Below are 12,919 nucleotides of genomic sequence, written 5' to 3'. Positions count from 1 at the left end.
TTTAGATCGGGTCTTCTTCCTGATAGTCGCGTTCGGCCGTTCGGCCCAGCACGTCCCAGAAGTAAAGCGGCGATTTCCCGGTGCCGGGCCGCTTGACGGTAACGTTCTCGGCGGTGAACAGTTCCCCTTTGGCGATTGCCCGGGCCGCGACGAGGCTCTTGCGCGCCACCGGCTTGTTCTTCAACTCGGACGCGACCGGCACTTTGACGGCGACGCCAAGCGCCGCTTCGATCTGGCGGATGCCGTCGACCATCGCTTTTAACTCATCAGGTTCCAGTGACGCTTGATGGTCCGGCCCCGGCAAGGTGCGGTCGAGGGTGAAGTGCTTTTCGATCAGCACCGCCCCGCGCGCCGCCGCCGCGATCGGCACGGCGATGCCTTGGGTATGATCGGAATAACCGACCGGCAACCCAAACGCCTGCCCCATCGCGTCCATCGCCCGCAGGTTGACATCTCCGTAAGGCGTTGGATATTCGGTCGTGCAATGCAACAGGGTGACTTTTTCCTGCAGCATGCGTTGGCCGGCTTCCGCTGCATAGGCCGCTTGGAACGCCTCGGCGGAAGGCTCATCCCCGCCAAGATAGCCGTATGCCAGCACCCCGAGCGCCGTCTCGACTTCGCCGAGCGTGCTCATCCCGGTCGAGACGATGATCGGCTTGCCGGTGCGCGCCATCTTCAGGAGCAGCGGCGCATTGGTGATCTCCCCGGACGGCGCTTTCAAGCGCGGCAGGTCGAATGTGCCGGCCAGCAGGTCGACGCTGTCCATGTCGAACGGCGTGGACAAAAATTGAATCCCGCGCCGCCCGCAATGCTCGATCAGCACCCGGTGCGCGTCTTCATCCAGCTCTAACTTTTTGATCATCTCGTACTGCGACTCTTGTGCGCCGGTCGTCTCTTTCTGGTACTCCGCTTTCTCGGCGGCTTTGGAGACGAGCTTTTCCGTTTTGAAAGTTTGGAACTTGACAGCGTCCGCTCCCGCTTCGACTGCCGCGTCGATCAGTTGTTTGGCAAGGTCGAGCGAGCCGTTGTGGTTGACCCCCGCTTCGGCAAGGATGTAGGTTCTCGTCATCTCTCCACCTCGTAAAATGTTTTCATCACGATTCCGTCCAGGTTGACTTGCTTCAGGTGCTCTTTGATCTTGACCGATGCATCCCCTGCGCCAAATGGCGAGGTGACGTGGGCAAGTTGCTCCTGAAAAGACGGCGACAATGCCTGCCGGATCGCCTGCGTCACATCGTCTGCCGATTCGCCGCAGTCGATCACCGAATCTGGGCGCAGGCGTCCGCGCTGCCGGTCCCCGATGTTGACCGTCGGCTTCTTGAACAAAGGCACTTCGTACAGTCCACTCGAGGAGTTCCCGATCACCGCGTCGCAGTGCTTGATCGCGCTGAGGTAGCGCAGTTGGCCGAGCGAGGTGGCAACAAATGCCCGGTCGCCTTGCGCTTGGGCATACTCATCGATCAGGTACCCGATGATCCGGCTGTCCGCGTCCGAATTGGGCTTGGTGAACAGGATCTTCGCTTGCGGAAAAGAGTCGAGCGCCGTGAGCAGCTCGGTCATCGCCACTTCCGACCCGCCTGCCGCCAGCGTCGCCGGGTGATAGGTGACCAGCAAGTTCACGTCGCCAAGCCGGAAATCGATCGACGCTTCAAACGCTTCCCGCGAGAGCAAGGGCAGCCGTACGATGTTGTCCAACCCAGGCGCCCCAAAGTTCAGCACCCGCTCCGGAGCTTCGCCCAAACGGATCACCCGCTCGCGGTACACTTCGGCCGCCGTATAGTGCAGGTGCGACATCTTGGTCACCGCATGGCGGATCGCTTCATCGACAGCGCCTTCGGTCAGCTCTCCGCCGTGCAAATGCGCGATCGGAATCCGTGCGACCAGTGCGGCCTGCACCGCCGCCAAGATCTCGTAGCGGTCGCCGAGCACGACCAGCACATCCGGTTGCAAGCGATCGAGCGCATCGGCGAAACCGATGGTAGCCAGCCCCAGCGATTTGGCGATGCCTACGGGCGTGTCGCTCGACAGCAGCATTTCCACTTTTTCGTTAATCGGAAAGCCGTCCTGCTCCATCACTTTATACGTCAATCCAAACTCTGGCGACAGATGCATGCCGGTGACGATCGTCTGCAGTTGCAGCTCCGGGTCGGCTTGAATCTCTTTCATCAGCCAATACAACAAGCCGTATTCAGCGCGGGTTCCGGTGACCACGCAGATTTTACGCTTCGTCATGTCGTCCTCCCAAAAAGGTGCTGCTCGGGATGTTGATCGTGCGCCGCTCCAAACTCTCCGCGACCGCCAAGTCCATGCGCGGACACTGCGCAAACATCGGCAGCTTGTGCATGCCCGTCCAGAACGGACGGGTCATGATGCCTTGCTCATTGGTCGCCTTGAGCAGTTCGTCGCGCAGTTGCGCCTGCGCTTCGTCCAACACGATCGCGTTCAGCCAGTAATTGCTCGTTGCAAAATCAGGCTCGGTGACAAACGTGAGACCGGCCATGTCTTGCAAAGCTTCCTGATAATGCTGCGCAAGCGCCCGCTTCTGCTCCAAAAAGCCGGGCAGTTGCTCCAACTGCGCACAGCCGAGCGCCGCGTTCAAGTTGGGCAGGCGGTAGTTGTAGCCGACCGCATCGTGGTTGTACTCCCACTTGTGCGGCACTTTCGCCGTCGTGGTCAAATGCTTGGCGCGTTGGGCCAGCCCGGGGTCGTTCGTCAATATCGCCCCGCCTCCGCCGGTGGTGATCACTTTGTTGCCGTTAAAGGACAATGCTGCGATGCGTCCGAAACCGCCGGTGTGTTTGCCTTTGTAGAACGAGCCGAGCGATTCGGCCGCGTCCTCGACCAGCTCCAGCTGGTAGCGTTCGCACAGGTCGAGCAGAGGATCGAGATCGACAGGATGGCCGAACGTGTGCATCGGCACGACCGCTTTGATCCTCCGTCCGGTCTGCTTGTTGAAGCAGCCGTCCCCGCGCACCTCGGCGATCTCCGCCAGATAGGCGTCCAGCTTGCGCGGGTCGAGTCCAAGGGTGCGCTCCTCGCTGTCCACAAAATGCGGGATGGCGCCGCAGTAGGTCACCGCGTTCGCCGTCGCGATGAAGGTCAAAGTCGGCATCAGCACTTCGTCCCCCGCTTCGACGCCGACGAGCAAGAGCGAGATGTGCAGGGCGGCCGTTCCGTTGACGACGGCGACCGCATGATGAACGCCCGTGTAAGCGGCGAGTTGTTGTTCAAACAGATCGACATACTTGCCGACCGACGACACCCAGCCGGTGTCGAGGCATTCTTTGACATAGTCCCATTCATGGCCTTGAAAATTCGGCTCGTGCAAGGCGATGAACGAACGGTCTGCAGGCAGCACCGACCGCAATTTTTCGATAAGAAGAGGGATCATCATATGTTGTAGAGATCGGCTTTGTAGCCTTTCAGGTGATCAGGATTGGTGAACCATTCGGCCGTCTCGAGCAGACCGCGCTTGAAGCCTTCGCGACCGCCGTACTTCGGCTGCCAGCCGAGCAGCTCCTTTGCTTTCGCGTTGGCTGCCCAGAGGCGCTCGACTTCCGACTTTTCCGGGCGCAGGCGCGCCGCTTCCGTCTCGATCTCCACCTTCGCGCCCATCACTTCGGCGATCAGTTCCACCGTCTCGCCGATCGAGATCTCGAAGTTGCTGCCGATGTTGATCACTTCGCCGACCGACCGGTCCGACTCGGCGACGGCGATGAACCCGTCGACCGTGTCTTTCACATAGTTGAAATCGCGGGTCGGGTGCAGCGAGCCGAGCTTCAGCGTGCGCTTGCCATTGGCAATCTGCGTGATCACCGTCGGGATGATCGCGCGGGCCGACTGACGCGGGCCGTAGGTGTTGAACGGTCGGATGATCGAGACCGGCGTGTCAAAGGAACTGTAGAACGACATCGCCATCTGATCGGCCCCGATCTTGCTCGCCGAGTACGGCGACTGCCCTTGCAGCGGATGCTCTTCGGTGATCGGGACGAATCTTGCCGTGCCGTACACTTCGGACGTCGAGGTGTGGACAACTTTTTGCACACCCAGTTCGCGGGCTGCCTGCACGATGTTCAACGTGCCTTTGACGTTGGTGTCCACATAGGTGTCCGGCGAATGGTACGAGTAGGGAATGGCGATCAAGGCCGCCAGATGCAAGACGACATCACAGCCTTGCATCGCCTGCTTCACCCCGTACGGGTCGCGGATGTCACCCGCAAAAACATCGAGGCTCCCCCGAATCGCTTGCGGAGAGTGGTCAAGCCATCCCCACGAGTTAAACGAGTTGTAGTAAACAAACGCGCGCACATCATGGCCGCGCCGCACCAACTCTTCGGTGAGGTGGGAGCCGATAAAGCCGTCCGCACCGGTCACCAGAATCTTTTTGTTGTTCAAATCCACCGCTCATCCATCCTCATCGTCTCGTTTTCCACAGTCAATCCACAGTGATCCACGCTTATCCACAGAGTTATGCACATATCCACTGCACTTTTCCACATTACTCACAAGTCTGTGGGGGATTAGTTCTTTTTATCGAAAAACATCGGTTCGTAAACCGTTTCATAGGGCGATGTATATGCGTTGTTCGCTTCCCGCATTTGACCGTCAGTTTGCATTTCTTGCAACAATTGTTGACGTTTTTGCTTTAACAGTGAAGTGATCTTCTGATTAAGGTTGTATCCTTCCCTCATCAGCGCTTGGATTTTTTCAACGTCGGTGCCTTGATGTTCCCCTTCTTCCTCAAGCAGTAAGTATTCGGAGATTGCATGTTGCCGTTTATCAAACAGGTCGACGATTTGCTCGTCCGCATTAACCGCTAAGGCTCGCTGGATGCTTTGAGTTATCTCCAAAATGTACTTTGCAAGATCCAATCGACTCATACGATTGCTCCTCATGCCTGATCGCCAGTGCGGCCGCTTTGCGCACGGACAACCTGTGCAGCCTCGTTAAAGGCTTGATGCAACTCTGTGAGATGGGAGAGCACTTCTTCCAAGATCGTCTTATCTTTCTTTAAATTCGCTTCGATCAGGCGCTGGTTAATATAGTTATAAATCGACAGTAAGTTCACTGCCACTTCCCCGCCCTTTTCTCTGTCGAGAGTCACGATCAACTCGTTAATGATGTTTTGCACACGAATGTTCTTTTCATTTGCAAGTTGGAAATTGTTCTGATCTACTCCAATCATCGCTTCTTTGCAAAAGCGGATCGCACCTTCAAACAGCATCAGCAGAAGACGTTCCGGTGTTGCCGTCTGTACCGATTGGTTTTGATATTTTTGATACGGATTGTTAATCATCGTAGTTTCTCTCCCTGTATGGTTTCTGTCTCCAGACGACGTAGCGCAACTTCCACATGATCTTTCAGCTCTTCTGCAGTTTGCACCATCCCTTGATAGAGTAACTTCGCATTCTCGGTCACCCGCATGGCTTTAGCATGATCGGTCTCATTTTCAGGAGCCTGAGCAAGTCTTCCTCTGGTAACGACTAGCAAAAGGTGTTGCATGGGAGCATCCAGCCACTTCTCTCCATTAAGCCGTTTGATATGTTCTTCTATTCGGTCCAGCATGGCGCTGATGAATGCCACCTTACCCGCACGCAAACGACGCAACTTGTAAAGTTCACGCAGTTCTTGATTTTTGATCAGTGCGAGTTTCGCGAGGCGTCTAATCTGATAAAGCGTACGGCTCATGGTACGCAGTGCCATAATGCTCGGGTTGAGATCGTCGCTTCGTCGTTCTGAAACTTTCTCTATCACGCCCTGAATATCAAAACTCTCGGTGCAATAACGGTCAACGGCTTCACGCAACGTCATGATTTCAGTCCCATGTATCTTGGCGCCGCCTTCCGTGGCATCGACAAAAGTTCTTCCCGCTTCGTATTCTTCAATCTGAACTTCGAACCATACTCGGAATGAGTCAAGCTGCGCATCTGTCAAAACAGGCATTCCGTCGATTCCTTCAACATGACGCATCATGAAGCCATTCTCTACGGTCTTAGTCATTGTCTCAAACATCGTACCCTTTGAGTAAGCTTGTCCTCCTGGATAGGCAAGATCTTGACCGATAAAGATGACAGGATCACATCCCATGCGACAAGCGGTGCTAAACGCTAACGTTGCCACCGATCCTGACACACTGAGCAGTCCCTTTGGTTCAATCTGTTTGACCACTTCAGAGACCAGCATGTCAAATATGTTGGCACTAAAGACACGCTGCCCGTATTCCTCAATGATTTTATGATGCACGTTTGGTACCATGACCAGAGGAATGCCTTCCGGTCTGACACCTGTAAAATGACGATAATTTAATTCTGAACCGTCCAGTGAGAAAATCAGGTCAGGTTGGATCCCTTTTGTCTGCAAAACGCGGTACGCGGTATCTACGCACAAGATGACAGCTTTATCTTTTATCTCATGAAGCATTTCCACATTTTTAGAAAGTGAGGGACCTGCTGACACTATGATCGCGGGCTTCTTATTGAACTTGTTTTGAAGAGCGTTGATGCCCGGATTTTTTAAGATTGCCGGCAGGTTGTACAGAATATTGCGCGGCCATTCGCGTTGAAAGTAAAGTACCGTATTCTGATCGAGTCGCGCATCCCGCATCGAACGCGACAACTCTTTTGAAAACTCTTCCAGATACTCATTTCCGTAAAAACGGCGGAATGCCGGCCATTCTAGCCAATCCATCTCGAACATCTTCTGACCGGCAAGCGCACCCATTTGACGTGCAAGTTGACGCGCAGTACCTCCGATGATCAGGTGGAGGTTTTCATCTTTTAACAGATCGCGAAGATCGACGGCTCCCAATGCAGTATCAAACACTTCCCAAGATGGTTCGAGAACAATGATGCCTTTATCTGCACCAATTGCTTCCCTCAACGCTCGGATCTGATACCCAAGTCCAAACCCAAAAAAGGCAAGATTCTTTGCATTCTTATCTGTGTGTGCAGCTGCCCAACGCTCTGCTTCCACTAGCGGCTGATAACGACTGTGAAACAGTCCGGCGGCCTCCCCACGTGACAAATACAATGTCGGCATGCCGGCTTTGCTCGCTTCTACACGGACTGTCATGTTCTGTTCGTCCAACTGCATCGAAAATAAGGACTCAAACAAGAGCGAACGCGATGCGCGTAACTCCCTCATGTTCTCCTCCCGGATCTTCATCAGTTCAAGGGTTGGATTCATGTCTGATCATGACTCCTTTCCCTAGCTTTTGATTAGATCACGAAGCACCTGCAGGCACTTGAGACCTTCTTCCGTCGTCACAGCTAACTCATATTCGAGTAAATCCGCAAGATCAGTGATGTTTTGCTGCTCCATTGCAAAACTTACCGATACAATTTGGTTTTGGTAGGTACCGGAGACAACAAGTAATTCATGATTGCCCTTCGTTGCAGCCCACTGTCCAAGACCAGCAAAGCAGGAATCTGCCCATTCTAAACCTTCGATCGCTTCAGCCAGCAACGCATGCGCTTCTTGTTCTCGTCCTGCATGAAACTGACTGGCAATCTGAATCATACCGTTTGTTAATTTCGGCAAGTATTCTTCTGCGGTTTCAATCAAATCTAAAGCAAACTCCTCCATCGTTTTTGTGCGAATCACGACTAGTTCTACCTTTTCAGACGGCACATCAAATACTCCATCGGGAAGCACGTTCACTCCGTTTAACGACATCTCCACGATGACTTTTTCTTCCTCATTCAATCGTTTGACCAGATCTGGGTACACAGTGCCAAACGATGCAGCTTGATGTTCCATCGTAATGTCATCAATTTGCAGACACAATGGTTTCACTGTTGGCATAAGGTAATATCCTCCTTTTGGTCCCCTTCTAACTGCAACGAGTTGCTGCTTTTGCAAAACGCTCATCTGCTCCCTAACGTAGGAAGGAGTAATATTTAACGCAACACTGAGGGTTTGGGAATTAATCGGATTCGCATAACAAGAGTGTCGCTCCTGCAACACTTTTATGAGGCTCTCTTGAATAATGGTTCGCACGTCCCAGGCACCCCCTTGTTTACACTAGTCGACATTTATAAGCAATAAAGAGGGGCATTCCCTGCCCCATAAGATGAATTACTGGGCACCCATTCGCGCCATCATGAACCCTGCGGCTGAATTGCTTCGCTGCATCATCATTTCCATAGAAGTAAATTGTGCTTCTAAAGTTTTCCGACGCATTTCCAATCGACGGTTAAACGACTCCATGCGATCGGTGAACCCTTTAATCTGACTATCCATTAATTCCATTCGACTTGGAACGAGACCTTTGGATCCCGAAGTTCTTCCATAAGTAACTTTAGTCGAGTCAGTGAGCATGAATAGTTTACTGTACATCATACCAGCCAAGCCATTCCCCACTCTATCGTCGTTAACGTCTAGCTTATCGTTGGCGTTGCTGTCGACGAAGAAAATTTTCATGACTTCATTGGGGTTTCTTGTCAAAGCATCCTGAAGCTTGGTGCTATCAATTGTCAGTTTCCCGGCCACGCCTTTGTCAGACATATCTACTGTAATCCCGATTGAATTGAGTGTTTTAAACATCTCGCTACCGGTGAATGCTTTACCCGTGATCTCCCGCAGAGATGATTGGATCGAAGAAAGCGCCGAGTCGCCGCGAAGCAGACCCTTGCTGAGCAATGTATCAGACTTTGCATCCGGTACCGACTGTTCATTCATCCGTGCATTCAGAAGTTCCATTGTGCTGTTATACGTATCTACAAATTCCTGAATCACCTTTTGGGATGCTTCCAGGTCTGCCGATGCTTTTAACGATACTGTTGGCTCTCCCTGTTTCAGTAACGTGAGATCAACACCCATGATTACATCGGTCAAACCAGTATTCTTGGTTCGTACGATATTGACGCCATTGACCGTAAACTCGGAGTTCAGACCAGCCACTGCACTCGTGAAAGATGCGGCTGTCGTGTTGCCGTTTGTCATCCCGAGTTTGCCAGCACCAAATATCCCTGACGTATCGTTTAAAATCTGCACTGTGCTTGCTGCTCCGGTCTCGGTGGTGTTAAATATCAAGGTATTATCGACGACCGTTGCCTTTACTTTCATCGATTTGTTCGCGGTGCTGTTTTCCAAGGCGGAGTTGATTTTCGCCGCGATGTCGGTCAGACGGTCGGAGGCTTCAATGGTGATATCCTTGGAAATCTGAGTGGCGGTGCTGTCCGCATATTTGATCTGGAAGGTCCCGGACCAGCCTAGCTCTTTCGTTGTTGGGTTGGCAAATGAGGTGATATTCGCCGACTTTGCAGTCCATGCGGTCGCCAACTGAGTTACGTTGATGCTGTAGTCACCCGAAACGATCTGCCCCGCATTTGCCATCTTAGCGGTAACGACTTTTTCATCGGAAGAGGTCAGTTTTTTGGCAAGTACTTTTTGCTGGTCTGCAAGCGCTTCAACTTTCGAACGAAGTTTAAGCAGTGTGGAGTTGATCTCTTGGTACAATCCCTTGCGTAATTCCGTCTTTTTTTGCTGCTGTTGCATTTTGACAAGTGGCTGTGCTTCAATCAACATCAATTTCTCGATCAGCGTTTTCGTTTCCATCCCGGAAACCAACCCGCCCAGGCTTCCCAATCCTGAAATGCTCACTATCAGCACCTCCTTTTTTATTTCTTAGCAAGTAAAGAAAAGGCTGGCTGGCAATGTGCCAACCAGCCGGAATGTTACGAAACCAATTAGCGGAGCAGGGACAGAACGCCTTGCGGAGCTTGGTTTGCTTGTGCCAGCATGGAAGTACCAGCTTGAGTGAGGATCTGGTTCTTCGTGAACTTAACCATTTCGGAAGCCATATCAACATCGCGGATACGGGATTCAGCAGCGGTCAGGTTCTCAGCAGCAGTTTGCAGGTTGTTGATGGTGTGCTCCAGACGGTTCTGAACAGCACCCAGCTTGGAACGCTCTTTGTTGACAGTTTCGATACCACCGTCAATTGCAGTGATCAGCTTGGAAGCAGCTTTTACAGCGTTCGAGGAGTTAGCATCGGTGATCGACTTGATCGCAGTAGAGTGGATCGAGTTGTGCAGAGCGGAACCGGTCATGGTCTTGATGGTCAGCTTGATCGTTTGGCCGGAGTTCGCACCGATTTGGAATTGCTTGCCGGTAAAGTTGCCGTCCAGCAGTTTTTGACCGTTGAACTCAGTGGTGCCAGCAATGCGGTCGATTTCAGCACGAAGTTGGAGCAACTCGTCTTGGATCTTGCCGCGGTCTTTGTCAGTGTTGGTGTCGTTGACTGCTTGAACAGCCAACTCACGCATACGCTGCAGGATCGAGTGAGTTTCGTTCAGTGCACCTTCCGAAGTTTGGATCAGGGAGATGCCGTCTTGAGCGTTTTTCACACCCATGTTCAGACCGGAGATTTGGCCGCGCATTTTCTCGGAGATTGCCAGACCAGCTGCATCGTCACCAGCACGGTTGATGCGGTAACCGGAAGACAGTTTCTCGAGGGACTTGGACAGGTTGGTGTTGTTCGCTTGCAGTTTGTTCTGAGCGAACAATGCGGACAGGTTGTTCTGAATACGCATGAATTTCATCCTCCTTGATGAGTCGAAAAGTATTTGGGGAGAGCATCCGTGCTTTCCCTTACACTGTTGTTATCGTCGCTTCACAAGAGGTTCTACACCTTCATTTCCGGGGATATTCCGTCAAAATCCGTTAAGGTTCTATATTATCTTCCAATCTCTTCTGCTAGAGTCTCATTATCTTCTTTTTTCAAGATAAAAAATCGACCGATGCATTTTGCGCCGGTCGACAGAGGTCACGATTTACTCAGGCCCTTCAAAAGTGAATTCAGTTGCGTGCGATTTGTTTTCTGCACCGCCGCCTGACGGTTTAGCTCCAGAATCTCTGCATAGACTTCCTGACGATGTACTTTTATCTGCTTTGGCGCTTCGATGCCCAGGCGGATTTGATCGCCTTTCACTTCAAGCACTGTTACGGTCACATCGTCCCCGATGCGGATGCTTTCGCCGGCTTTACGCGACAATACCAGCATCTTCTCGCCTCCTATTCGCCTGTAAACAGCGGTACGCGCGTTTCGTAGCGGCCCTGCGTGTCAATGATCTGGCAGGCGCTGGCATTTCGCTTATTAATGATAATTGGCGCCTTAAGGTTTACACAGATCTCTTCCGGGCGTTCGGCAAGCGTTGCGATGACAAGCACTTGCGCGTCTTCTTCGCTGGTCAGCTCAATGAGATTCAATTCGTTTGCGCTCGCTTCAAAGTGATACTGATGGAAAAAGGCCTCTGGTTCGACCAACACTAACGAGAGGTCGCCCGCTTCTTCTTCCAACACGTAAAACGGCCCTTCCTCGACCCTTTCAACTTGACAGGTGCGCACGTCTTCAAACCCGGGAATTCCCTGCGGAAAAACAATTTTAGTTCTCATTCTTGCCATGTCCCCCTGTGAAAAAACACCCGAGCGTTAGACCCGGGTGTCGTATAAGTTGCCTTTCAATTCAAACTCAATGTCAGGATACTGAATCATCTTGCCGGTGACGGTGCCCCACTCATGCCGAGTGTTCACCGACCACTGTTTATAGTTTACACGCACATGCCCCGGCGTAAACTCCGCCTGCTGCGGGGTGATGTCCACGCTGATCTTCGGCGGGGTGACCGCTTTGATTCCAATTGACACTCCCCCTTGTTGCAGGCGCTGCTCGGCGAGATGCCCAACTCTGGTGCCCTGGTCATAGCGGGACAGCTGATTCCCTTCGCTGACGATGCGGTCAACCCCGGCCAGCCACTCTTGATGACCGCGCGCCGCAGCATCTGCGGCGATCTGCAACACCGGCTTGTAGCCGATGTCGGCACGCATCTGCGAAGAGTCGATGTCGATCCTGACTTGGGCCGAACGCAGAATCTCCAGCTTGGGATCTTGAATCTCCAGCTCGAGCGGAGCGCGGTCGGGATGCATGTCCATCTTCGGCTGCTTGATGATGATCTCATGCTTGGCCGGAATGGAGCGAAACTCAAGGCGCACCATCACAGATCACCTCTAGCGCAAGAAGTCGATCAGGCTGGGCTGGATGATGCTGGCGCCCGTGTTCAGCGAAGCGCGGTACACGTCCTCAGCGATCTTGAACCGGGTGATCGTCTCGGCGAGGTCGGTGTCTTCCACCTTCGTCTGCAGAGTCTGCAGGTTGAGGTCGATGTCAGACAAGCGATTCTCCGCCAGCTCCAGACGGTTCATGCGGGCACCGACTCCGGCTCGGATTTCCAAGATCTCATTGATGCGGTTACCTACTTGGGTGATCGCATTCTGCACGCCCGGCTGGTTGTCGGTCAGCAGCGCATCTCGCAGGTTCTTGAGCGCGGCAAACGCGTTGTCCGGGGCTGTGTTCGCACCAAACACATCCTGCCCCAGCGTGTTCACCTCAATCATCGTGCCCGGTCCGATCTCATAGCGGATCACGCCGCCGTTCGGCTGCGCGGCCTCGGCGTTCGTCTCGTTGTACGGCTGCACATCGGTCAGCATGCCGTTGAAGACGTATGCGCCGTTAAACTGCGAGTTGCCGATCGAGACCATCTGCTTGTACAGCTGATCGACCTCGTCGGCGATCGCTTTCTTCGCCGAAGAATCGAGCGTATCGTTCGCCCCGGCCACCGCCAGCTCTCTGGCGCGCTGCATGACTTGGGTCGCCTGGTCGAGCATCTTGTCGGTGTACTGCACCCAGGAGTTGGCCGAGTCCACGTTTTTCATGAACTGTTCGTTCTGCGCCAGCTCGCTGCGGTAGCGCAACGCGTACGAGGTGCCGACCGGATCGTCGGACGGAGCATGGATCTTCTTCGACGTCGCAAGGTCGCGCTGCCACTTCTCCATCCGGGTCAGGTTGTTCTGAATGTTGCCGATCAGCCTTTGAGTCATCATTTGTCCGGTGATGCGCATGGTGGGTCCTCCTTTCCCTTCC

14 protein-coding genes are annotated in these 12,919 nt (G+C 53.3%); all 14 read right to left on the bottom strand.

Annotation, left to right across the window (positions count from 1 at the left end):
• Position 1: 1 nt before the first annotated feature.
• The 14 genes from neuB to flgL all read right to left on the bottom strand — a co-directional run bounded on the left by neuB (position 2) and on the right by flgL (position 12,897).
• Complete coding sequence (neuB, locus tag EV586_RS05835; RefSeq protein WP_132944140.1) at positions 2-1,069, bottom strand: N-acetylneuraminate synthase; 1,068 nt, start codon at positions 1,067-1,069, stop codon at positions 2-4.
• The gene (gene neuC, locus EV586_RS05830; RefSeq protein WP_132944139.1) at positions 1,066-2,232 is read right to left on the bottom strand and encodes a UDP-N-acetylglucosamine 2-epimerase; all 1,167 of its coding nucleotides are present in this window, start codon (positions 2,230-2,232) and stop codon (positions 1,066-1,068) included. The genes neuB and neuC overlap by 4 nt, the downstream gene beginning before the upstream one ends.
• A complete protein-coding gene (locus tag EV586_RS05825) occupies positions 2,219-3,394 on the bottom strand; it encodes a LegC family aminotransferase (protein ID WP_132944138.1) in 1,176 nt (391 codons plus the stop codon). The genes neuC and EV586_RS05825 overlap by 14 nt, the downstream gene beginning before the upstream one ends.
• Entirely contained in the window at positions 3,391-4,401 is a 1,011-nt protein-coding gene (locus EV586_RS05820) for an NAD-dependent 4,6-dehydratase LegB (RefSeq protein ID WP_132944137.1), read from the bottom strand. The genes EV586_RS05825 and EV586_RS05820 overlap by 4 nt, the downstream gene beginning before the upstream one ends.
• A 119-nt stretch (positions 4,402-4,520) precedes the next feature.
• Positions 4,521-4,880 (bottom strand): hypothetical protein, encoded by a 360-nt coding sequence (locus EV586_RS05815; RefSeq protein WP_132944136.1) that lies wholly within the window; start codon positions 4,878-4,880, stop codon positions 4,521-4,523.
• 11 nt (positions 4,881-4,891) lie between these two features.
• Positions 4,892-5,296 (bottom strand): flagellar export chaperone FliS, encoded by a 405-nt coding sequence (gene fliS / locus EV586_RS05810; RefSeq protein ID WP_132944135.1) that lies wholly within the window; start codon positions 5,294-5,296, stop codon positions 4,892-4,894.
• Positions 5,293-7,185: a motility associated factor glycosyltransferase family protein gene (locus EV586_RS05805; protein ID WP_132944134.1), complete on the bottom strand. Its 1,893-nt coding sequence runs from the start codon at positions 7,183-7,185 to the stop codon at positions 5,293-5,295. Before EV586_RS05805 ends, fliS begins: the two co-directional genes overlap by 4 nt.
• A 21-nt stretch (positions 7,186-7,206) precedes the next feature.
• The gene (locus tag EV586_RS05800) at positions 7,207-7,998 is read right to left on the bottom strand and encodes an Rrf2 family transcriptional regulator (RefSeq protein ID WP_132944133.1); all 792 of its coding nucleotides are present in this window, start codon (positions 7,996-7,998) and stop codon (positions 7,207-7,209) included.
• A 78-nt stretch (positions 7,999-8,076) separates the two neighbouring features.
• Positions 8,077-9,603 carry a flagellar filament capping protein FliD gene (gene fliD / locus EV586_RS05795; protein WP_132944132.1) on the bottom strand — a complete coding sequence of 509 codons (1,527 nt, stop codon included), beginning with the start codon at positions 9,601-9,603 and terminating at the stop codon, positions 8,077-8,079.
• A gap of 86 nt (positions 9,604-9,689) precedes the next feature.
• Positions 9,690-10,535 carry a flagellin N-terminal helical domain-containing protein gene (locus EV586_RS05790; protein WP_132944131.1) on the bottom strand — a complete coding sequence of 282 codons (846 nt, stop codon included), beginning with the start codon at positions 10,533-10,535 and terminating at the stop codon, positions 9,690-9,692.
• A 233-nt stretch (positions 10,536-10,768) separates the two neighbouring features.
• A complete protein-coding gene (gene csrA, locus EV586_RS05785) occupies positions 10,769-11,005 on the bottom strand; it encodes a carbon storage regulator CsrA (protein WP_132944130.1) in 237 nt (78 codons plus the stop codon).
• 11 nt (positions 11,006-11,016) lie between these two features.
• A complete protein-coding gene (gene fliW, locus EV586_RS05780; protein WP_165898347.1) occupies positions 11,017-11,397 on the bottom strand; it encodes a flagellar assembly protein FliW in 381 nt (126 codons plus the stop codon).
• A 36-nt stretch (positions 11,398-11,433) separates the two neighbouring features.
• Entirely contained in the window at positions 11,434-11,994 is a 561-nt protein-coding gene (locus EV586_RS05775; protein ID WP_165898344.1) for a DUF6470 family protein, read from the bottom strand.
• 12 nt (positions 11,995-12,006) lie between these two features.
• Positions 12,007-12,897, bottom strand: coding sequence for a flagellar hook-associated protein FlgL (flgL, locus tag EV586_RS05770; RefSeq protein WP_132944127.1), 891 nt, complete (start codon positions 12,895-12,897; stop codon positions 12,007-12,009).
• Positions 12,898-12,919 lie beyond the last annotated feature (22 nt).

The organism is Tumebacillus sp. BK434 (genome assembly GCF_004340785.1).
Lineage (GTDB): Bacteria > Bacillota > Bacilli > Tumebacillales > Tumebacillaceae > Tumebacillus_A.
This window is presented reverse-complemented; position numbering and strand designations above follow the sequence as displayed.